21 protein-coding genes are annotated in these 21,752 nt (G+C 42.9%); 10 read left to right on the forward strand and 11 right to left on the reverse strand.

Annotated features, from left to right (window positions below):
- Position 1: 1 nt before the first annotated feature.
- The 6 genes from R8G66_29000 (at position 2) to R8G66_29025 (ending at position 5,295) form a co-directional block, all read left to right on the forward strand.
- Entirely contained in the window at positions 2-415 is a 414-nt protein-coding gene (locus R8G66_29000; protein ID MDW3196448.1) for a DUF2000 domain-containing protein, read from the forward strand.
- Positions 416-685: 270 nt separating this feature from the next.
- Positions 686-1,288, forward strand: coding sequence for a hypothetical protein (locus R8G66_29005; GenBank protein MDW3196449.1), 603 nt, complete (start codon positions 686-688; stop codon positions 1,286-1,288).
- Positions 1,289-1,324: 36 nt separating this feature from the next.
- Positions 1,325-1,807, forward strand: coding sequence for a hypothetical protein (locus R8G66_29010; GenBank protein ID MDW3196450.1), 483 nt, complete (start codon positions 1,325-1,327; stop codon positions 1,805-1,807).
- 87 nt (positions 1,808-1,894) lie between these two features.
- Complete coding sequence (locus tag R8G66_29015; protein ID MDW3196451.1) at positions 1,895-3,988, forward strand: LamG-like jellyroll fold domain-containing protein; 2,094 nt, start codon at positions 1,895-1,897, stop codon at positions 3,986-3,988.
- 251 nt (positions 3,989-4,239) lie between these two features.
- On the forward strand, positions 4,240-4,878 hold the full coding sequence (locus R8G66_29020) for a T9SS type A sorting domain-containing protein (GenBank protein ID MDW3196452.1): 639 nt from the start codon (positions 4,240-4,242) through the stop codon (positions 4,876-4,878).
- 33 nt (positions 4,879-4,911) lie between these two features.
- Positions 4,912-5,295 (forward strand): hypothetical protein, encoded by a 384-nt coding sequence (locus R8G66_29025; GenBank protein MDW3196453.1) that lies wholly within the window; start codon positions 4,912-4,914, stop codon positions 5,293-5,295.
- Between the two features lie 51 nt (positions 5,296-5,346).
- Here the strand turns inward: R8G66_29025 and R8G66_29030 are convergent, their stop codons facing one another.
- From R8G66_29030 to ruvX, 8 genes are all read right to left on the reverse strand, one after another.
- Positions 5,347-6,078 carry a hypothetical protein gene (locus R8G66_29030; protein MDW3196454.1) on the reverse strand — a complete coding sequence of 244 codons (732 nt, stop codon included), beginning with the start codon at positions 6,076-6,078 and terminating at the stop codon, positions 5,347-5,349.
- A 3-nt stretch (positions 6,079-6,081) separates the two neighbouring features.
- Positions 6,082-6,837 carry a helix-turn-helix domain-containing protein gene (locus R8G66_29035; GenBank protein MDW3196455.1) on the reverse strand — a complete coding sequence of 252 codons (756 nt, stop codon included), beginning with the start codon at positions 6,835-6,837 and terminating at the stop codon, positions 6,082-6,084.
- 156 nt (positions 6,838-6,993) lie between these two features.
- Positions 6,994-7,728 carry a hypothetical protein gene (locus tag R8G66_29040; GenBank protein MDW3196456.1) on the reverse strand — a complete coding sequence of 245 codons (735 nt, stop codon included), beginning with the start codon at positions 7,726-7,728 and terminating at the stop codon, positions 6,994-6,996.
- 149 nt (positions 7,729-7,877) lie between these two features.
- Entirely contained in the window at positions 7,878-8,336 is a 459-nt protein-coding gene (locus R8G66_29045) for a helix-turn-helix domain-containing protein (GenBank protein MDW3196457.1), read from the reverse strand.
- A 266-nt stretch (positions 8,337-8,602) separates the two neighbouring features.
- A complete protein-coding gene (locus tag R8G66_29050) occupies positions 8,603-9,403 on the reverse strand; it encodes an amidohydrolase (GenBank protein ID MDW3196458.1) in 801 nt (266 codons plus the stop codon).
- Entirely contained in the window at positions 9,400-10,542 is a 1,143-nt protein-coding gene (locus R8G66_29055) for a methionine aminotransferase (GenBank protein MDW3196459.1), read from the reverse strand. The genes R8G66_29050 and R8G66_29055 overlap by 4 nt, the downstream gene beginning before the upstream one ends.
- Complete coding sequence (gene def, locus R8G66_29060) at positions 10,539-11,093, reverse strand: peptide deformylase (protein MDW3196460.1); 555 nt, start codon at positions 11,091-11,093, stop codon at positions 10,539-10,541. The genes R8G66_29055 and def overlap by 4 nt, the downstream gene beginning before the upstream one ends.
- Positions 11,090-11,503, reverse strand: coding sequence for a Holliday junction resolvase RuvX (gene ruvX, locus R8G66_29065; GenBank protein ID MDW3196461.1), 414 nt, complete (start codon positions 11,501-11,503; stop codon positions 11,090-11,092). Before ruvX ends, def begins: the two co-directional genes overlap by 4 nt.
- Positions 11,504-11,702: 199 nt before the next feature.
- Here ruvX and R8G66_29070 point away from each other — a divergent pair, with 199 nt between their 5' ends.
- Positions 11,703-12,935, forward strand: a complete 1,233-nt coding sequence (locus R8G66_29070; GenBank protein ID MDW3196462.1) for an acyloxyacyl hydrolase — start codon at positions 11,703-11,705, stop codon at positions 12,933-12,935.
- A 352-nt stretch (positions 12,936-13,287) separates the two neighbouring features.
- Here R8G66_29070 and R8G66_29075 read toward each other — a convergent pair whose 3' ends face one another.
- Together R8G66_29075 and R8G66_29080 are read right to left on the reverse strand one after the other, a co-directional pair.
- Positions 13,288-13,473, reverse strand: a complete 186-nt coding sequence (locus R8G66_29075; protein MDW3196463.1) for a hypothetical protein — start codon at positions 13,471-13,473, stop codon at positions 13,288-13,290.
- A gap of 140 nt (positions 13,474-13,613) precedes the next feature.
- Positions 13,614-14,507 (reverse strand): hypothetical protein, encoded by an 894-nt coding sequence (locus tag R8G66_29080; GenBank protein MDW3196464.1) that lies wholly within the window; start codon positions 14,505-14,507, stop codon positions 13,614-13,616.
- Positions 14,508-14,970: 463 nt separating this feature from the next.
- Between R8G66_29080 and R8G66_29085 the strand changes: the two genes are divergently transcribed.
- Positions 14,971-16,017, forward strand: a complete 1,047-nt coding sequence (locus tag R8G66_29085) for a hypothetical protein (GenBank protein ID MDW3196465.1) — start codon at positions 14,971-14,973, stop codon at positions 16,015-16,017.
- Position 16,018: 1 nt separating this feature from the next.
- Positions 16,019-16,870: an HAD-IIA family hydrolase gene (locus tag R8G66_29090; GenBank protein MDW3196466.1), complete on the forward strand. Its 852-nt coding sequence runs from the start codon at positions 16,019-16,021 to the stop codon at positions 16,868-16,870.
- A gap of 3 nt (positions 16,871-16,873) precedes the next feature.
- Here R8G66_29090 and R8G66_29095 read toward each other — a convergent pair whose 3' ends face one another.
- On the reverse strand, positions 16,874-20,326 hold the full coding sequence (locus R8G66_29095; protein MDW3196467.1) for an FtsX-like permease family protein: 3,453 nt from the start codon (positions 20,324-20,326) through the stop codon (positions 16,874-16,876).
- 472 nt (positions 20,327-20,798) lie between these two features.
- Here R8G66_29095 and R8G66_29100 point away from each other — a divergent pair, with 472 nt between their 5' ends.
- Positions 20,799-21,734: a hypothetical protein gene (locus tag R8G66_29100; protein MDW3196468.1), complete on the forward strand. Its 936-nt coding sequence runs from the start codon at positions 20,799-20,801 to the stop codon at positions 21,732-21,734.
- Positions 21,735-21,752 lie beyond the last annotated feature (18 nt).

Here is a 21,752-nt window from a genome sequence, read left to right on the forward strand (position 1 = left end):
AATGCCTTTTGAAAATAAGATTGCCATCGTGATCAAAGACGATCTTCAGCATTGGCAAAAACTGAATGTCGCCTCTTTCCTTGCTAGTTCCGTTGCGGTCCGATTCCCGGAGACGCATGGCCAGCCGTTTGTGAACGCATCCAATTCTGAGTTTCTTCCCTTTATCAAACAGCCGATGCTCATTTACAAGGCGGATGACCCATCTCAATTAGATCGGGCATTTAGAAGAGCTAAAGAAAGAGATTTACATATTGGGGTTTTTACATCACCCCTCTTTTTGACAAAAAATGAAGTGGAAAACCATTTGGAAATAGGCAAAACCACCGATGAGTCCCAGGACCTGGCGGGAATTGTCATTTACGGTGAAAACAAGAAAGTGAACAAAGCCTTAAACGGGCTCAAATTCCACGATTGAAAAGGCCGAAGAGAGGTATTGCTAAAATGGAATAACCAGGTTATCAGGGTTTTCCTGGCCAGAAAGACGCCCCACCCAACCCATCCTTTCACCTTAGCCCTGCGCTATTGGGGCAGGCGAGTACCTGCAACTCAATTTGATAACGCTGATAAATTTGTTATTCAGTAATTGGCATGCAAAGGCTAATTTCTTACGTTGGAGCCTTTATAGTTTTGAAATGAATCTAAACTTGTTGGAAAATCCTGATATCAAGCGCTAAAGAACATTAAAATGAAATTTTGGACATTCATATGGATACTTTCAATCACGACAAGTTGTTGTGAATTCAGTGATAAAGACTTTGAATTTTCTGAAGACCAAATAGCCCTATTTGGTCATTACAATATAGGAGACACGATTTATTACCAAAGTAAATCCGGAGACTATGACACACTAACAGTTTCAAGAATCGATTCTTCTCAACAATGTGGAGGATTCATGGGGTTTCCCGTACGAGGACAATCTGTTGAAATCAAGCATGTACCTAAGAACAAATGGGTTGCAGGAATTTCTCATTACGAGGATAAACCAGCAGAAGAAATTGATCAAAGTTTAATCACGATTGTAAAAACCCCAATACCTGATAAAAACATGTATAATGTTGGTTTCGATTTTAGAGATTTTTATGCAGGAGTAGATGGACATCCTAATAAACAGAATGATGACTTCTTCACTGATTTACAGATAAAGGAGTATTGGCAAGTGAAAACCGAACTTCCTCTTGAACACCAGACCGACAGTTCAGTTGTTGAAATATTCTGGACATCAAAATTTGGGCTCACCGCTTATTTCCTGAAAAATGGCGACTATTACAAAATAAAGAACGGACGCTAAAACAGTATTTCACAAGAGCTTTAAGTTTTCCAAACATTGAAAGAGATCAGAACCATCCAAAACCTTCAATTTGCCATGTTTGATTGGATGAATGGCTTTTTTGACTTACTGGTAAAAATAATTGACCATAACACAGATCTGAAGGCTATTGAAGATGATATTAAAAACTTACAATCAGACCTGGCTCAGATCAGAAGTGACCTCAATAAGGAAGTCGAAATTTTGGAATTAGGTGAGTTGGACAAAGCTTTCTTCATTAAATCCGTGACTAAACTGTTGTCAGTTAATCTTTTAACCCTCAGGATGTCCAAAATCCAAATGAAACCAACCGATTTCCTTGATTGGGATGATCTTATCAAAATTGAAAAAAATACCAGATCACACCTGAGCCAATTCGGCCAACAAGATTTACAAAATGCATGGGTTGCGTTCAACCAATGTTCGGCTAACCTAATTTTCAAAATCAAGAAAAGATCATCTGAAAACAATGGAAAAAGAGCAATTAAAGAAAATTTGTAAACAGCATAAGAATCTGATATTTTAGAAGCAACAAACAGCTAGTCACACTTCTGGCTTGACAATAGAATCAAAGACAATTATCGAAAAATGAGACGTACAATTTGGGCTGGAATTTTTATACTGACATTTCTTAAACTGAATGCCCAATCCGTATTTCTTAATGGGTACAGTTTTGTTGACGGTCCGCGAGAGCTATTACCTGAGCCAACCAGCATTACCGTAATGGGTGACTTTTTTTTTCAGGGATACGAGGAATTAAAAGAATCCATCTACGATTCTTTATTTTCTTCTTACTCATTTGAGTACGCCGGGGATGAAATCTTTGGAATCGGTGGGTTTATATTAGACTACACTTATATTGATCAAAACTTACGACTGACGATTCCTGGAGGAGTGGGTATTCGCACCACGATATTAACCCCAATGACTCCCTACCAATGGGTTAATTATGCTTGCGTTTTAGACGTGGAAAAACAAACAATATCGCTTTACATCGATGGTGAGCTTATTGCGGAAAAGCCATATGAGACCGACGATGGCGACTGGGAAGCTGACAATAGGGTGACGATCGGAGGATCAGACCAAAGAATAGGTGATGGGTTCAACGGGAAACTCAGCAATTTTAATGTTTGGGGGGAAGCACTGGATCAAAATGAAATTCAATTCTTCAGACACCAAAGTCCAACCGGACTTGAAAGTAACCTGATGCTTTCCTGGGACTTTTCCACCATAGATAACTCCACCATAAGGGATAGAACAAGCAACATGCATCATGGTATGCTTCAAACCGGAACCTCTTTACGATCCGACAGGCCAAGTTACTTGTTGCCAATCGAAAATATTGATCTGCACCTTCACCGTATTGAGATGGTGGACTTTGAGAACCTATTGATCGGTCATAATCCTTTGACCATTTCGTTGATCAACTATGGCAAGAATCAAGTGTCCGATTTCCAGGCATCCTTTTATTTGAATGATTCATTGATAGCTACTGAACAGATCGATCAGGTTATTCTTCCACGATCTCGATTCGACTATACGTTTCAAACACCTCTACACGTAGATACAGGAGATTTTCATCTTGATATTGAGATTACCGGTTTGCGTGCCGATTTTTTGGGGAATAGCTCCTTACAATCGGAGTTTTCAATTAAGCATCAACAAATCTTCCCGGATGAAGGAGCCGTCTATGGCAAGCATGAAGTCACTCGTTTTAGCTGGGAAAGTGATTTGGATCCCACCTTTCAAAATCGATTACAGGTGGCCACTGATAGCCTTTATGAAAATTTGATTTTGGATACTGTAATCGTTCACTATAAAGAATATTTAATTGAGGATAACTATGGCCCTCCGGATAGCCTGGAAGTCAGGCTCCCCATTTTCGATGGGCAGCTTGACCTCATGACCTTGTTAGAGGAAAATACGGAATATCATTGGAGACTCATCTCATCCAACGATTCCACACAATATGAATTGGAGAGCCATTTTTTTACTGATTCTACCAGAATAGTCGTATTCAAAGATGAAATCGGTGATACGTTTGAAGTAGGCGAATATCCATTCTGGGGGAAGGAGGCAAAAGTCAGTTTTGAAATAAGGGAACTTGGGATAGTCAGAGACATAAATATAGGCTATACGATTAACCAGTACTTTCGCTGTACCAGTGGTGACGGTTTCAATGGTTTCATCTCATTGATTTCACCTTCAGGGACGAAGATCAGGTTATCCAAAAATCACGAGCTCTTCAGCATATCTAACACCAGGTACTATGACGATGAGGGCTTTGTAAGTGATACCACCTATTATGATTTGTTTAACGACATGGGATTACCAGATCATTACAATGCATGCATTTATAACCCATTGCCGCGATACCCAAATTTTAGATTAAAACCTTTTGAACCACTATCAACCCTCATCGGTGAAGAGTCATTTGGAACCTGGACTTTAACTGTGGATATGGATAAGCTTGACGGATCTATCAGTAACGTATCTTTAGAAATTGGCATTGAGAGTCATCCTATCGAAGTATTCGTATCCAAAAACGCAAGTATTCAGCAAATCTGGAATGGAACACCGACCAGGTTTATCAAACATTCCATATTCAAAGAAGTATCGAATTCGGTGATTTTGAGACGATTCATCAAACTGACCAAACTTCTTTCACGGACACCACGCTGACCACACCCAATCAAGTTGTTGTTTATAGAATTGTAGGTTCAAGGGAGGATCAAGACTTCATTTCCAATGAAGCCGAATACAGAACATGGCTTGAACAGCCCACTATAAACGAGAGAGCATTTCATATTTCCCATGAAACAGACTATGAATGGATCGTCCAAACCAGTTGGAATTCGACAGGTTCGACATTTGGCTACCTTTTAGATGATGGTAGGAAAATTTCAACCTACGATGGTGACCCGCCAACAGAAGTGACTACTACACCCTTCAGAATTGCAACATTCCATCAATTTGATACCAGTCAGTGGAGTGATCCTGTTTCTTACAGCTTTGAATTACTATCTCCTGAGAATGGCGGCATTGTTTCGTTGAACCAGATTGGTGATTTTGAGTGGTTTTCTGACATGGAAAGTGAAGCAAGGTTGATCATTGGCAAGTCAAGGGATGAACGTGGAAAGATTATCCCTGATTTCGAAGCAAAAAACGTAGATCATACAATCTCCCTATCTACCAGTGAAAGTGTTGCCTTATTTGATGATATAGGGGAGTATTATTGGTCGATCATCTTAAAAGAAAGTGAATTTTACGAAGGGATATTTCTTTCGAAGCAGGGATCTTTTACCATAGAAGAAAAGCCACTAAGTACACCCACTCAACAATTAGCTGAAGTATGGCCTAACCCGGTTACTGGGAGCCTTACCGTGGAAACGAATGGTCATTCCAGGAAAAAAATAGCGCTCGTAGACCTTTCAGGGAAAATGGTACTGGCAAAAAATACCAATGACCAAACAATTGTGATCAATACAGAAGGGATCAAAAATGGTGTTTACTTATTGCAAGTCACCACTTCAGATAATTCATACACACATAAAGTGATCATTGCGAATTGATGAATTGTATACGCTTCACTATTTGAAATAGATATGAATGCTCCAAAGAAGTTTGGTCGTTTAATTGTTGTTGTAATCATTAGCTATCTTGGTTTTAGTCTGTATGTAATATTGGGACCAGACATAGAGAACTACAAAAACAGGATTGAATTCGACGCTGAACAGTGGAAGAATTGGGAAGAATCAGAGGACACCATGTCCTTGAGATGGGACATGACCCACAGTTTAACGACAAACTACGAACTCGTTGGTATGTCGACCGATGTAGTAATCGCACTACTGGGCGAGCCTTCCAGAAAGTCCAATGCTGATTTTTATTATTATCTGGGCATGACAAGAAATGGGATTGACACAGGTTCACTAATGCTGGAACTCGAAAACGGCAAGGTAGTGAGCTATAAAGTGCGGCATGGCTGATGAGGGTGGCTTAAGTCATAAACCATACCAAAGCGCAGACACAATCCAAGATCATTTTTTAGAAACCAGCTTTTTGAGAGGCACTGAAAGAAGCCTGCCAAGAATAACCGTCAAAAACAGATTACCAAAAATATTTTCAAGGTTCGCTATTTTCTTCATTAAGTTGTGAGCATCAGGATACATGGTATCAATGCCTGCAATGGAGTTTTGACTAAACATCAACGCCTGTATATAACTTGGATATCCAATTTCATAGGCTTGCCCCAAGAGGCTATGGTCTCCCAATAACAAAATCAATTCGAAGACTTCTGCAAAAGAGAGGATGATGAGAAAGTAAACCACAATAGCACCCCAAATATGATCTGTCTCCGTCTCAGGTGACTGGAATATATCCTTCAGGATGTAGAAACTAAAGATGACATCAACGATCAGGTTTGACAAATGAAAAAGCGGAAACAGTATTTGTTTCTGAGTCGGTGAATAAATATCTGCAAACGGGTAAGCTACACTCAGTCCTATAATAAGCCCCAAAACGGCATAGACCTGTAACGTACGAATGAGCAAATCCTGACGTCCCAGCATCTTGAGTAATTGTATACAATACAAATAGAAGACTACATCCAAAATGGAAAAAATGGCGCCTCCATATTTAGGACCATTCATATCACCTGTTAAGAATGTACTTTCAGAAGCCAGCACAACCACTACTTGCATCAAAATCACATAGGCTAATAATCGTCCATAAAGATTGCTTTTGGAAAGAATTTGGAACCTACTCTTCATATATTAACCTTTTTCAAGTTTCGCAAAACCTACCGTCCTGCGATAAACATCCGGAGATACACCTACTTTCTTTTTGAATAAACGACTGAAATAAAATTCGTCCTGATAACCAAGTTCTGCGCTGACTCTTTTCACGGATTTGGAGGTTAAGTAAAGTTCTCTTTTCGCCTCAATTACAATGCGACCCACAATTAAATCAGTCAATGTTTGATTGAGATACTTCTTTGAAATTTTCGCTAATGTCTTTGAGTTCATACAGAGTAGGTCTGCATAATCTTGAGGTGCATGTATTTCACAAAATTTATCTTCAATCAAATTGATGAGGTTTTGCATGATTTCAGATTGGTGTCCGGACGGTTTCGAAGGATTAAATTCATCAAATTGCATTTTTTGCCTTACCGCTTCGATCAAAAAAATCTTTAGGTAAGCAACCAATACCTCATGCTGGGCAACACCCTCTTTCTTCATTTCGTTTGATAATTGATCAATCAGGCTATTAAAGGTGTCTATACGATCAATTTTAAAGTAGGGAGGCTGATTGAAGTTGTGAAAAAGTACCCCTTCCGTTTCCACTTCATTTTGATGACGATATGTACAGAAAAAATCTGGATGGAAATTCAAAAGAACGCCAGAACAATGACTGTCAGAAGTGATCATATGAGGTTGATAGGGACCAATACAAATCATGTAATTGCCATCAAGCTCATGCTCTGAAACATCTACAAGAAGTTTAAAACTACCTGTATTTAAAATGATCAATGAGTAATAATTCTTTCTTTGAACATGATCGAAATGAGATAAACTGTTGAATCGCTCAAGCCTGAATGCCAATTCGCCGGTTTGTTTATCGATAATGATTTGTGCCATTTTCTAGAAAAGAAGGGAGTGAATTCACTTCCCTTCTAAAGTAACCATTTATTTTGAGGCCAATATGTCAATCATCTGAATGGCTTGTTGACCAAACCCTTCTAAAATTTCAGGCGCACTTTTCATCAAGGCAGCTGCCACTTTTCCATTTAGGTGGGCGTTCCTGCCTTCATCTGCCGCAAAAGTGTCGAATATGGCATAGGTATCATTGTTAAGCTGCATTGCATACCAGGATAGGGTATTAGTTTCGTCATTCACTAACTCTTCTCCCGCTAAAAGGAACTTCTCCACCTCCTGAGTTTTACCCTTCCTGGCTTTCATGATGACTAACAACCCTTTATTTTCACCTTCTTTAGAAAGCTTGGTTGCGAGTAAGTTTGCAGGCTGAATCCTTACACTAACTTCAAAATCAACTAGTAAGTCATCCGCATTTGCCAAAAGAGCTTTCGCTACTTCTCCTTCCAAATGTGCTTGTCTTCCCTCATTCGTACTAAAGGTGTCAAATATTCCAAATTCATTTTCATCAACCTGAAAGGCATACCACGATTGTGTGTCTGGTTCCTTTTGTACTAAAGGAAGACCGCCAAGTAAAAAGTCTCTCACCGCTTGTTCTTTACCTGGCTTTGCTTTCATTTTGACCAGTAAGCCAAATCTTTCATTATCCATGTTTTTCCACTTTTTTGTTTGAGATTGAATAAATCTGAGTTGAAAACCACGGAAGCGCGTGCCGCTAAGAATATCTCTTTCAAAATCCAGCTTGCTATTATCTTCATAAATTTTCAACTGATGCAATATTCTGAAAGAACTGAGGCCATCGGAATGGATAATTGGAACTAAGGCATGGACATTTTTCCCCTATGGAAGAGACTATTTATCGATTGATAATCACCTAACTCGGTGGACTTTGAAACAAGGCTTTGTGCAGCAACTGATCACTTCTTCCTAAATTTCTTATTAATCATTTTCTTCTTCCATTCCTCTCCAAAGAACCCGAACGCTTCATAGTAATACGCTGCTAATATGACTCCCCAGAAGAACGCATAAGCGAAAAAAGAACCCCAGTTTGACGAATCTTTGATCGCGTTGAACATGACAAGTCCTAAGTTGAATAAGGCCAATGCAATAAGTCCGTACATCCCTTTAATTTTTTCAATATATGCTTCTTCTTTTCTAACCTGTTCCATTTCTGCTTTCTTGTCAGAATCGACAATATCAGTCTCAAAAACTGCGGCTAAAGCTTTCAAAGACTCCAACCCGGCATTTTCTCCATTTTCGATGCGCTGTATTGTCCGGATGCTTAACCCGCTCATCTCCGCTAGCTGCTCTTGCGACCAATGACGGTTCAGTCGCATTTCTTTAATTTCTCTGAGATTAATTGTATCAGGATTCATGTTTCGAATAATTATGGAGCAAAAGTATATAGCAAGGTTTCACTGGACTGAAAATACCCCAGACAGGAACATGACAGCTATACGACAGGAGGCTGACAGCAATTATTGAAGGCTTTCAGAGATGTTTATGTGAATACTTAGTCGACGTGTGAGTCATCTCAAACGTCTTTTCTTCCGAAAGTTTGTGACGATACAAATAAGAGCTAAAAATCCGTGAGATTCCGGTACTCCACTACGTTACAACCGGAATGACGGTAAAAACTAAATCAGCTCAATGTAAATGCATCCCCATCCTTCTGGAAAGGAAACTGCTCACGGTAAGTATTCAATTCGGATCGTTTCAACTGGACTAATCCTATTTGCTCGGTATCCTGCATAAAGCTCAGGGCATTGCCGAGATAGTCATAGATGGCCGAGTGGCCGTTGTAATCCTTGCCGTACCCATCTTGTCCAACACGGTTCACTCCGATGCTGTAAACGTAATTTTCAATGGCTCTTGCCTTTAATAACGCGTCCCAGGATTGCACGCGGGGCGTAGGCCAATTCGCGGAATAGATGATCACATCGTATTCGTATAGCTGCTCTTCCGTACCACGGCTTCTGGACCAAACGGGGAAACGCAGGTCATAACAGATCTGAGGCAGGCATTTCCAACCCTTCACTTCAAAGATCGTGCGATCAGTTCCAGGAGAGAAAGATCCATCTTCACCAGCCAGGGTAAACAAATGCACTTTATCATAATGTTGGAAAGAACCATCAGGATGAGCAATGATCATCCGGTTGAAGTAGTTGCCTGATATATTGATGATGGCACTGCCCATCATAACAGCTTCCGTTTGTTTGGCCATTTGTGCCAGCCAGCGGTAGGTTTTGCTGTTCACGACTTCCGCCACTTCTTCGGGTTCCATCGTGAAACCCGTGGTGAACATTTCCGGCAATATGATCAGGTCTTGTTTCTCGGAAATACTCCAGATCTTTTCTTCAAAGGCAGCAAGATTGGCATCTATAGAGCGCCAGTGCAGGTCAGCCTGGATCAACGCAACGTTCAGGGTTTCTGCAGGTGTCATAGTTCATTCAGGATTTTGGCTGCGGCCAATAGGGTACTGTCATCCTTGGCAAAGCAGAACCGTAACAACTGATTGTCATGTCCATCGTGATTGAAGACGGACACGGGAATAGAAGCCAGACCATTCTCTTTGGTCATCTGCTCACACATGTCCCTATCACCCAAATCGTTGATTTCGGAATATTCAAGCAACTGAAAATAGGTCCCCGAGCTTGTAATGGCTTTGAATCGGCTGGCTTTCACCGCATTCACGAAAACATCACGTTTTTCTTCAAAAAAGCCCGCCAGGTTTTCATAGTGCGCTGGATCTTCAATGAAATCTGCCAGAGCAAATTGAATCGGCGTATTCACCGTAAAGGTCACAAACTGCCGTACTCTTCTAATTTCTTGTGTGATCGCTTCGGAAGCGATGGTATAACCACTTTTCCAACCCGTAGCATGAAAGGTCTTTCCGAAGGAAAAAACAGCTACACTTCGATCTTTCAGGTCTTCGATCTGTAAAGCACTTGTATGCCGAATGTCATCGAAAACCATGTTATGATAAACCTCATCACTGATCACAATCAGGTCTTTTTCAGCAGCAATCCTACCCAATTCAATCAGGTCTTCTTTTTTCAGGATACTCCCAGTCGGATTGTGGGGATTATTGATGATGATGGCTTTGGTCTTGACATTGATGGCATCCGCAAGATCGGCCCAGGGAATTCCGAAAGATGGATACTCCAGGTTCAAATGAACTGGAACACCACCGCATAAGCGAATAGCAGGATCATAACTATCGTAAGCAGGATCGAAAAGGATCACTTCATCTCCACGCTCCACCAATGCCGTAATGGTCGCAAATAAACCTTCTGTAGCCCCGGTTGTGATAGTGATCTCATCTTCGGGATCAGGAGTCACGCCATATAGGCGATTCGTCATTTCCGAAATGGCCTTTTTCAACCTTGGCACTCCGTTGCCCGGCGCATATTGATTGAGCCCTTTCTGCATGTAATGATGCGCCCGGTCAATCAATTCAGGGTGTACTGGAAAGTCAGGGAAACCCTGCGACAGATTAATGGCTTCATGATCTGCCGCCATGCGAGACATTACCGAAAAGATCGAAGTGCCTACATCCGGCAGTTTAGAGTTGACGATCATTTGGGTATTCGCACACGATAGTCTGCATCTACTTTTCCTTTACTGATATTGGCCAGACGGCCTTTCAGCAGGCGTTTCTTCAGTGGAGACAGGTATTCGGTAAAGAGTTTACCCTCGATGTGGTCGTATTCGTGCTGGATAATTCGCGCCTGAATGTCGGTAAAGGTTTCTTCATGCTCTACCAGATCTTCATCGAGGTAGTTGATAGTCACTGTCTCCTGTCTGGAGACATCTTCCCGGATGCCCGGAATGCTCAGACAGCCTTCTTCGAACGCCCATTCTTCGCCATCTTCTTCCACGATCTCCGGATTGATGAATGCTTTCTTCAAACCTTTGCCATCGCCTTCTTCCTCTTCCTCCATCGGCGTGCTGTCAATCACAAACACCCGGATGCTCTTCCCAATCTGGGGAGCTGCCAATCCCACGCCACCAGCAGCGTACATGGTTTCGAACATGTCCTCAACAAACTCCTTTACATTGAAATCCTCGGGAATGTCTTTGGCTTTCTGCTTCAACACCGGGTCACCGTATAATACGATCGGGTAAATCATATGCTATTTTCTAAATACGCTTTCAAAATTAAGGTCGCGCTGACCTGATCCACATTCAATTTCTCTCGACGCTGCTTTTTCTTTGTGCCAGCGGCAATCATGCTTTGCACCGCCATCTTGGAAGTGGACCATTCGTCCTGCAAAACTAACGGGACTTTGGGGAATAATTTTCGGAACCTATTGGCGAAGGCTTCTACCAGCGGGGTATTGTTGGTCGGCTGGTCATCATCATCCAAAGGATAACCCAGCACTACTTTTTCCACTTCTTCTTGTTCGAGGTACTTATTGAGGTAGACTTCCAAGTCATGCGTGTGCACGCCTTCCAAGGGGGAAGCAATGATCTGCAGAGGATCAGTCACTGCTAAACCGGTTCGTTTAGCACCGTAATCAATGGCGAGTATGCGTGGCATGGGGCAAAGGTAGTATTCCTTGGTTGATCGTCGATCACTTCGAAATCTTCATCAACAAAACCAGATTCCACTACGATTGCAATTGGAATGAATCGGATATTGAGATTTTATTAGCAATCCGTGGAATGACGGTTTTGTTGTAGAGTTACTTTTCTATCAATACCTATCATTGCATTTTTGCCGCTTCTTGAAACAGTCCATGAGCGCGTTGAGAAATTCATTGCTTTTCCTTACTTGTTTTTTCCTGCTTGGGTGGAGTACTGTCTGGGCTCAAAAGAACGCTGCAGGTTCCAAAAAATTCAGTTCCTGGTATGTAGAACCAGAGGTCATGGCGGGGTTCAATGTGAAGAACTGGTCCAGGTTTCCTGATTATACGGTCCGAACAGGCTATCAGGTTTCCATCGGAAAAGTCCATCAGGACACAAGTGTGCACTGGCATGGATACTACCGTTTCCCTAATCTTGGTATCTCATTGATGTATTCGGACCCGGGGAGTCCGGTGCTGGGTGACGAAATCAGTGTGGTCCCTTACTTCATGGTCAATTTGAGCCGGGAGAAAGCCAGGTCTTTCTACCTCAAGGTTGGAATGGGCGGAAGCTACGTGACCAATTCCTTTGATTCATTACAAAACCCGGGTAACGAAATTGTTGGTGCACCCTGGAACTGGCAATTCCAACTGTTCATGTACCGGACCCTCTGGCTGTCCAATAAATGGCATGTAAGAATTGGTGGGGGTTATGTCCATACTTCTAACAGCCACACGGAACTTCCAAATTTCGGACTGAATTCTGGGATGTTCACACTCGCTTTTCAGCGTAATCAACATGAATTGGTAGATGCGCGTAAATCAGGTTGGGCTTTTCGACCCGATCGAAGACAACAATACTTCTGGCAGGTCATTCCGGGGTTAGGATTCCATGAATTAGGAGGAACCCGAAGACCAATCGATACCCCAAATAAATTGATTGCTTCGCTCGCCATAGAAACGGGCATCATCTTCAAGCAGCATTTCAAAGTAAAAACCGGATTTACTTATCGCTATTATGATTCGTTCAGGGATGATATCATTAACAGAGAACTCGCTCAATACGAAGACCAACCTATATGGAATGCTTCTCATCTTTACTGGACATTAGGAATGGAATATCTACTTGGGCATTTCAGTTTTGAGATACAGAGTGGCATCACGATCCATAAACCTTATTTCGATCTGTGGTACTTCGAAACAGCTGGCACGAACAAGGTCGATAAATTCAGAAACAAGTTCTTTCCCAATAGAATTGGGGGGAATGTCTATTTATTGAACACAAACAAGAACCCTCCACAGAATGTCTTTTTCGGAGTGCACGTCAATGCGAATTGGGGCACTGCTGACTTTCATGGGTTTACGCTGGGGTATGTGCGGAGGTGGTCTTCGACAGCCTCAGACTGAAACCTTCTTAGCTCAATCTTTGTCAGTCTGAGGCTCTCGAAGACTAGACAAAGTAGGCTTTATATCCCTTTTAATTTATCCGGATTTTGAGCCGTATGGAAAATTCTTGAGATAGTTATTCTATTCTGTGTTAACCGATATATGATTTTGTAGCTCCAGGCTACAAGATATCTGTACTCAGATTTCTTATGTTGGAGGAGTGGTTCTCGTTGGCCTAATTCAGGAAAGTCCTCGAGGTGCTCAACCTTCTCAATAATTTTGGTCCCCACTATTTTGGCATAGGCGCTTCCACGCTCTGAGGAGATGTATTTTACAATTCTTTCGAGTTGATCAAGAGCAGTCTTGGTCCAAACTACCTTACCCATTCCTTGAGACGATCCTTCACCTCTGCAGTAGTAAATACTCGCCCCGCTTTTTCATCTTTTTCAGACTTCTCAATATCGGATAGCAAAGCAAGTTGCTCATACACATCTTCTAAAGTAGAATCTGAGGTGAGTTGATTGGCAATTGTGTTTAGATGTTCTTTGAGTCTATCCATTCATTCAAATTTACAGATTCTATCAATAGATAGCTATGTCAATCTAAAACGATCTCTTGCGGAAGATCGACTAAAGAAAAATCTGCAATCTATGCACCCTGGGGCACTCGCCAGCAGATCGGCTAGGTAGAAAAGGTGCCTTAAGACCCCCTAAATGCCTCCACTTGCTGGAAACCTTTGAACCAAATCGGAAAGGAAGCGCCTACTTCAAACTGAGAGACAAATCCACCGGAGCCCTCGGTATAGGTAATGGTTCCAAGGCCAACTCTATAAGTTCGTGATCTTGGATCCTTAGCTAAAAGATTGGCCTGCCACTGCACACCATCATCCCCTCTTTTTTCTCCTCTGAGAGCAGTTAGTCCTGTACTCGCTCCCCAGGCCCAATTAGAGGAAGTCGAAAGGAGGTATTCAATGGAAGGGGATACTTTTAAGATATGATTCTGACGAGGTAGTTCATCGTCCTGCCATCCGCCCACACCGACAAAAGTCCTGGCCACTAGCGTCCCTCGCCATAAAGACCATTTCCCTGTAAACCCGACCAGTCCCATCATCTTGATGGTGTCTGTAAATTGTCGATTGGCCCGACTGGTTGGTGCAGTATGCATTTCTCCAATTAACAACAGGTTGTATTTACCATCCGCCCACCGATCGAAGAAGCCCTGAAAAGCATTGATGGTGAAAATAAAATCAAGGTCTCCCCATTCCGATCCTTCGGCTTCCATGCCTTGCGCCAGCCGCCTGTTCGGGTCTACGTTGAACCGATGCCAGGGAAAACGTACTGAAAGACCATTTCCCGCACCAATCGGAATGTCCGCACGGAAATACTGGGTGAAGTATTCGTTGGACACCCCATCAAATGATGCCCTCGAAAACGTGCTGAAAGTAAGCTGATCATAGCCTGAAGTCACTGTCGGAATACGCCAAAAACTGTCAAAAGCTACAGGTCCATATCCAGAAAAGGACAAGGCGCCATTTTGAGCCTCAGCCTGGGTGATAAGAAGAACAATGATGAGAACCGAAAAAATACTTTTCATATGGGTTGGTTAGGGTCAACTGAAAAACGCTGATCGTAACAGAATCTTCTATAGATCGGTGAATTCTTTTCAGAAGGCACTAGTTAGAACAAAACTATCAAGAATATATAGCGGACAAGCATGAAGAGGACTATCAACCGCTGAAGTTGTTAGATCTAATTTGTCAGATCCACTGTTACCACCGGCGTGGATTGCTTTACTTCCATAGAGCCATACCTCAATACCATAAAGCTAAGGCTGAAATTTCTATTCACAACAGTCATTCCGTGGGTGGAATCTATGCAAATCAGTGATCAGCCTATCAATTTGAGCAAAGACTTCCAAAGGCCGTACGCGGAAGCGGAGTGACCTTCTCTTTATGGTATTGAGGGACTGCCCTGTACCTCGGTAAATACAACTGATTTTCTAAAGTGCCAAAGTAGAATTAGATTGACCCTTCATTCCAAATCGAGCGCTTTAGGGCATGTTTTTTAAGAAAGAATTTACGGAGATCGTCAGGGACGCCTGGCGTGATTATGATGGTGATAGTCGTCCGGTAAAATCCATCGCTGATATCAGTGCGAAAGTTTCGACTAATCATGTCTTCATGATTGAACTGGAGAATAGAGAAAGAGTGATCGGGAAACTGTCATACTTTGGGAACTTCGAAAACTTCCTGGAAGATCATACACTGATCAATGCCCTGGCCCTAAACCTGCCGGCACCGTATGAATATTTTGTTTCCCACAGTCTTACAAAGCAAAGTCAGGTGTACACCTATCGCTATGTGGACAGCATGTTGGATGCATGGGTCGTGTTTTATAAGCCAATCCGGGTCAGTAAAATGCTGCCTAGAAAACTTTCCACAAAACAGATCACAAGATTGGGAGAAGAAGTCGCCAAGTTCCACAAAACCTGTACTTCTTTGTCTGGTGTGTTGCCCCTCTGGTCCAAGACGATGAGCAGCGACCTGAATCAATTGAAGGAAATACTTCAAACGGAAGTAGGACAGTTCGAGCACCGTGGAAATGAACAGATCATTCACGAGCAAGTAGACACTTTGTTCAAAAACATGGAGGCCCTCGGTGCGGATGACTTTAAGACCATTCCCGTGTTTGTCGATTGGAACATTGGCAATTTCTCGATTGACGAAGGAGGCAACTTCTATTCGAGATGGGACTATGATTGGTTCCGAATGAGTTCGAGGATCATGGATTTCTATTTCTTCAGTCGGGTATGTTCTTCCGCTGGAGACAAAACTTTTTTCAGCTATCTGATCGACCCATTGATGGAGCCCCGGTTCATGACCTTCCTGAAAGCTTATCATCGAGTTTTCCCGCTCACAGAGCAAGAAGTGCTTTTCATGAAAGAAGCGTATCGGTTTTTTATCTTGAATTATGTGATCAAAGACGGGCGTTATTTCTTCCATGAAATATATGCCGGGCGACTTCAGATGGAAGCTTATTCCTCTTATTTCCCGAATATTGATAAATTCGATGCTTCACCGATCTTGAAGGAACTGGGAATTTGATATGGAAATTGATCGTTTTGAAGAAATCGCTAAGGGGTATAAAGTCATTTTCTTTGATGCCTATGGCGTTTTGAAGAACTCAACTGGTTCAATAGAGGGCGTAGACCGGACCTTTGCCTGGCTAGAGGAAAACAACAAACCTTTTTATATCCTGACCAATGATGCCTCCCGAAGCCCGGAACTATTGATGAAATCCTATCATGAAAGAGGGCATTACAACATCAAAGAATCACAGATCATTTCTTCCGGGATGCTATCAAGGCAATACCTGGGCTACAAAGTAACAGGAGGCAAAGTCGTTTACGTCGGACCTCCTAGCTCTGCGTTCTTCATTGAGTCCAAAGGGTTAGAAGCCCTGCACATCAGTGATGTAGACCTCAAGGATATTGAAGACATCACTGCCGTGGCCATGATGGACGATGAAGGTTTCGACTGGCAGGTGGACATCAATAAGTTGGTGAACTTGCTAAGATTTCATAATGTCCCGGTGATAGTCGCCAATACGGACCTGGGATTTCCTGTTTCAGGCAACGAAATCTCCATTGCCATTGGAGGTCTTGCAGAAATGATCCAAAACCTCGTGGGAAAGCACTTCATCAAGTTCGGGAAACCTGATGCCCAAATGTTCAATTTTGCTTTTGCACATTTTGAAGAAGATGGTGTCGAGGCAGGGAGAAATGAAGTCCTGATGGTGGGCGATACTTTAACCACAGACATCATCGGAGGCAACAAGTACGGTTTGGATACAGCTTTGGTGCTAACAGGTAATACGATCAAGGAAGAGGCGCCTACGTTGATCAGCTCCACAGGAATCCGACCGACCTATATTCTTGAGTCGGCCGGAATTTTTTAAAACTTACTCATACCGCAAGGCCTGACTGGGATTTCTTAGCGAGGTACGGATCACGGAAAGGGCCACACAAAGCACCACCAGTATCAGAACGATCAGAATGGTCAACCCAAACGGAAACAACCCGATGGAAATCTGATAAGCAAAATTTTCCAGCCAGAAATTCATCAGGAAGTAGGCCAGTGGCAACCCGACCACAAGCGAGATCACCGATCCAATAAGGAACGTGCGGCTCTCGTACCACAGGATATCTGTCAGTTTCGCTCCCATTACTTTTCTGATGCCAATCTCTTTCGTCTTTTGACTGATCAGTAAATATGCCAGTCCGGACAAACCTAAAACCGAAAGAATCAGTGCGATCGTGGTAAACAGGTTGAAAACGGCAAATGCCTGACGGTCGGACTGATAGACATTTTCCAGCGACTGATCTAAAAATTGATATTCGAATGTGAATTGCGTTTCAAAATCCAGATAAACGTCTTCGATAGCCGCTAATACTTGTGGAATGGACGTCCCGGCTTCCACTTTGATCAGCAAGTAATTAAGTGCATCGGGATTGATTTTAATGGCCAAAGGTCGAATTGGTTCGTGCAGGGATTTGTAATGAAAGTCTTCAATCACCCCGACTACTTTACCCCGACTCATGCCTGCCTCTTCATCCCAAAGCACTGTCTTTTCGAAAATATTGTCCACCTGAAATTGGGTCAATGCAGCCTCATTGATCAGATAACTAGTGCCAAGTGAATCTGTTCCTCTGGATGGCTCAAAGTAACGCCCTTCCTTCAATAGGACACCTAGCAATGGCAAAGCATCGTAATCCACACGAAGTTCAGAGCATGAAACACGATTATCAGGCTGATCTTCGGTAAAAAGGCTGTTGCGATTGAACTGACTGCCTGGCAAACTTGATACACCTCCAGCACCAATTACTCCCGGAATGGTGCGCATTTGCTGTTTCACCGCCTCCAGTTGGTCTTCGACTTGCTCGGTGTGAATTTTAACGACAATTAGCTCATCTGCATCAAAACCGAGGGCTTTGTTTTCCAGGAAATCGATTTGACTGAAGATGACCAGACTCCCGAAAATCAGCATGGCAGACACACAAAATTGAATGGCCACCAGGCTTCTTCTCAAAAACAAGCCACTGGATTGATTGGCCAGCTTGCCTTTGAGAATTTCACTGGACTTGATTCGAGTGACAGAAATTGCAGGATAAATTCCTGTAATTAATCCTACAAGCAGTACCAATCCCCAAAATGTGAAGATCAGCGTGGGATCGGTGAGATAAGTCAAAGGAATGTCGCGTCCTGCCAATGCAGAAAACTCTTCGAAAAGCAAAAGGGCCAACAAAAAGGACAGGATGGATGCCAACAGACAGGAGAAAACAGACTCCATGGTAAATTGAGAAGAAACCGCAAGCTGTCGCGCGCCCAGAGTCTTTCGAATACCAATTTCTTTACCGCGCTCCACCACACGTGCCGTACTGAGGTTGACGAAATTGATACAGGTGATCACAACAATGAAAACAATTGCTCCTAGCAGGATATAGATGTAGGTCATGTTGCTGTTTTGCTCCAGCTCCCATCGGATATCCGAATTCAAATGAATGGAAGTCATGGGCTGCAACCCAAGATAGGTTCCTCCTTCTTTCCATCGTTCGTAAATGTCTTGATTGATCAGGTCATATTTCAAATACAGATCAGGGAAGGCTGCTTCTATTACCTTGGGGTTTGCCCCTTCCTGGAGTTTCACATAATTGAAATGGCCCGAATCGTCCCACTTGAACCAGAAATCATCCGGGTTCATGGACTTGATGGTCATGTAAGAAACCAGAAATTGTGGATGGAAATGTGAATTGGCAGGCGGATCCTCAAAAACACCATTGATCACCCCTTTGAATCCACTGGTACCCGCTTCGATTGCTTTGCCCAACGGGTTTTCATCACCGTAAAACTTTTGGGCCAGACTTTCGCTGATCACAACATGACCTACACCACTGAGTGCTTCTTTGGGGTTGCCCACAGTCAATTTGAAATCAAACACATCAAAGAAGGTACTGTCTGCATAAAAGCCTCCCGGTTGCTTGATCCATTCATCCTCTCTGGGATTGCGAATAAAATTATCCTGTAACGTCAATCCCGGGCCATAAATCGGCGAAAGACTGACGGCCGCTTCCACCTGGCTGAATTCATCTACCATGGCCTGTGCCAGCGGATGAGGCGTCCGGGTTTGCGGACTACTATTGAGGATCGCCACGCGATAAGTATTGTCCGCGTCTTTGTGAAACTGATCATATGAAAGTTCGAAGCGGAGGTAAACCCAAACCAGAAGGATGCTGGTGAATCCCAGCACTAATCCAAATAAGTTGATGAAGCTAAAAGCTTTGTTTCGAAGTAAGTTTCGATAGTAAATCTTAAAAAATCCTGTGAGCATGATACTTGCGTGTTTTAATAACTCGAAAGTATCCTTATGGCCCTGAATTCCAGGTTCGAAGACATCAGGTGAACGTTCGACCTTATCAAATCGAACGTCTGAATCCCGATATTCGGAGGGAGTATTGCCCGTTATTTTCTTGAAGGTGGTGTTGAATGACGACTTGGAGGCATACCCCACCTGATTGGCAATTTCCTCGATTTTCAGATGCTGCATCTGGGGGTCTTGCAACATTTTTTTAGCCTCCCGCACTCGAACAGAGGCTTGTAGTTCGAAAAAACTGACCCCTTTGGATTCATTGAGTAGCTGGCTCAGGTTGTGGCTAGAAGTTCCCAAAAGCTTAGCCAATCCTTTGAGCGACGCATCGGGTTGCAAGAAATAAGTGCCGGATTTTAATTCGATTTCCAGGGTATCCAATAACCGTGCTTTATCGGGAGTGAGTAGTGTAGACTTGGCATATTTGGTAGTAGCAGCAAAGGATTCAAAGGAAGACTCTTTGGCAAAGTGCCAGCTACTGATCAGAACAAAGACAAGGACCAGGACGGTAAGAAATGCTAGCGGTACTTCTAACCAGAAGAAAGCCAGCAACACCAATTGAAAGAACGTTAAGGCATTGATCCAGTTGATTTTCGAGCCATTTCCAAATGTCGAAATGCCCTTCTGGCGATAGGTGCTTGTCAATAACCGAAGCGATCTCCATGTTTCCCAGGTAAATGCAAATTTCAGGATAAGTATTTGATATCCCGTAACCAAAAATGATGCGATAACCAACAATAGAAAAGGCAACACATTGATCAGTTCTCTGGGCCATTTGAGGGGTTTTTGAAAAAACTGAAGGAGATAGAACCGGAAGCCAATTGGAAGGACCAGCAACATCCATTGAGACAGAACCGGTGATGGAAGAAAAGTGGCCTGGCTTAGGCTGAAAATGAACCACATACTCGCCAGCGCAAATTGCTTTTGCCGAAGTGCGGCAAAAAATAAGCCCAGCAATAATCCTAGCGATATTAGGGGTATGAGTTCCATGCCTTCCAGAATACAATATTAGTGTTTTCTAGAAGCAGATGTTGTGCAATTACTCCCGTCACTCCCAACCAGGCGTCTCTGGATTGCACAAGAAACTAGAATTTTATCTCAAGAATAACTTGGTAATCATATGGGAATCCTTTTTCCCTAAACCATGATCAGATTCTCTTACCATCAATTTCAAGGTTGCTACAAATAAGATAATTACTGTGATGAAGGGAATGCCGAACAAGGCTGGAAGTTATCAGGTTGACTGGGTGGGGCTAGTGCGAGCGGCTAGGCGTCCTCTTATTTGTAGAAACCCACTTCTTATGGATAGATGCAGCTTTCTTCATCTATACTTCGGAGCTTGTGACCATTGGATTTAGCTACCAGGTAAGCATGTTCTTTCTGTCTTCGTAAAGCATTACGAATATATCAGTACGTCTTTTATGCATCATTCGCTTATTTTTATACAAACAATCTGACTAAAATGAGAATCTGCTTACTGGCCTTTATCAGTGTTTTATTTTTTCGATGCTCCGACGATGAACCTCTCAAGAGTCAAATCATTGACGAAAGAGATGGTCAGACTTATGAGACGATCCGTCTTGGAGGGATGAATTGGATGGCAGAGGACCTGAAGTTGAATGGACAAGATACTTATCATTATTTTGATGCTTTGGAAGCGTGCCCTGAAGGTTGGGAACTACCTACAACGGACGAATGGAGAGCCCTGGCAAGTGAAGCCGGCGGCTATCACAACTATGAAGAAGTAGTAGGTGATCCAAATCAGGCGTACAATGCACTAACAAATCCCAATGGTTTTAATGGACCTGATGACCTGGGATATTACTGGTCAGCTTCAGCTGCCGTAGCAGACGTTCCGAGTCTGCGGGCTGAGACTTTCGATTTTGCTCCAGAATTCGACGAATCAGGTGCTGCGGTATTCCTGGGGTTCACGGTACGAACCTCTTCGGGAAAATGTCGCTGTGTAGAGCGTTCCAGGAAAGTCACCGGAGCATTCGAGATGCAATCCAGTTACGGCACATTCAACTATGATGATCATTTGGAGACTTTCATCTATCCCTGGAATAACTCCTTGATTCTCCAGGGCTTTTACCTTACGGGACCCAATGATGTAGATTGGATCCAGCTTTCTATCTCCAACGAAGATCTGCAACGATTTAATGGTACGGAAATGCAATTTTCTGGTCGATTAGAGTACCAACGTACTCCTGAAATTGTGACTACTTTCTCAAATGAGGGTCGACTTGCTTACTGGAGCCCTGAAGTGGAGGTCACCATACTCCAATATGATCAGGATAATATTACTGGTCGAATACAAGGCACCCTTACTGAGGCAGAAGGGATTCCTCCGCTGGATATAGATGGACACTTCTCTGTAGACTTATCGACCTTACCGTAACCTGTCTGTGATTATCGC

The organism is Cytophagales bacterium, assembly GCA_033344775.1.
In the GTDB taxonomy this organism is placed as follows: domain Bacteria; phylum Bacteroidota; class Bacteroidia; order Cytophagales; family Cyclobacteriaceae; genus JAWPMT01.

Bases quoted from the DNA above. Each gene is read 5' to 3' on its own strand.
- R8G66_29000 (MDW3196448.1), top strand. From the start codon at position 2: ATGCCTTTTGAAAATAAGATTGCCATCGTGATCAAAGACGATCTTCAG.
- R8G66_29005 (MDW3196449.1), top strand. From the start codon at position 686: ATGAAATTTTGGACATTCATATGGATACTTTCAATCACGACAAGTTGT.
- R8G66_29015 (MDW3196451.1), top strand. From the start codon at position 1,895: ATGAGACGTACAATTTGGGCTGGAATTTTTATACTGACATTTCTTAAA.
- R8G66_29025 (MDW3196453.1), top strand. From the start codon at position 4,912: ATGAATGCTCCAAAGAAGTTTGGTCGTTTAATTGTTGTTGTAATCATT.
- R8G66_29030 (MDW3196454.1), bottom strand. From the start codon at position 6,078: ATGAAGAGTAGGTTCCAAATTCTTTCCAAAAGCAATCTTTATGGACGA.
- R8G66_29045 (MDW3196457.1), bottom strand. From the start codon at position 8,336: ATGAATCCTGATACAATTAATCTCAGAGAAATTAAAGAAATGCGACTG.
- R8G66_29050 (MDW3196458.1), bottom strand. From the start codon at position 9,403: ATGACACCTGCAGAAACCCTGAACGTTGCGTTGATCCAGGCTGACCTG.
- R8G66_29055 (MDW3196459.1), bottom strand. From the start codon at position 10,542: ATGATCGTCAACTCTAAACTGCCGGATGTAGGCACTTCGATCTTTTCG.
- def (MDW3196460.1), bottom strand. From the start codon at position 11,093: ATGATTTACCCGATCGTATTATACGGTGACCCGGTGTTGAAGCAGAAA.
- ruvX (MDW3196461.1), bottom strand. From the start codon at position 11,503: ATGCCACGCATACTCGCCATTGATTACGGTGCTAAACGAACCGGTTTA.
- R8G66_29070 (MDW3196462.1), top strand. From the start codon at position 11,703: ATGAGCGCGTTGAGAAATTCATTGCTTTTCCTTACTTGTTTTTTCCTG.
- R8G66_29075 (MDW3196463.1), bottom strand. From the start codon at position 13,473: ATGGATAGACTCAAAGAACATCTAAACACAATTGCCAATCAACTCACC.
- R8G66_29080 (MDW3196464.1), bottom strand. From the start codon at position 14,507: ATGAAAAGTATTTTTTCGGTTCTCATCATTGTTCTTCTTATCACCCAG.
- R8G66_29085 (MDW3196465.1), top strand. From the start codon at position 14,971: ATGTTTTTTAAGAAAGAATTTACGGAGATCGTCAGGGACGCCTGGCGT.
- R8G66_29090 (MDW3196466.1), top strand. From the start codon at position 16,019: ATGGAAATTGATCGTTTTGAAGAAATCGCTAAGGGGTATAAAGTCATT.
- R8G66_29095 (MDW3196467.1), bottom strand. From the start codon at position 20,326: ATGGAACTCATACCCCTAATATCGCTAGGATTATTGCTGGGCTTATTT.
- R8G66_29100 (MDW3196468.1), top strand. From the start codon at position 20,799: ATGAGAATCTGCTTACTGGCCTTTATCAGTGTTTTATTTTTTCGATGC.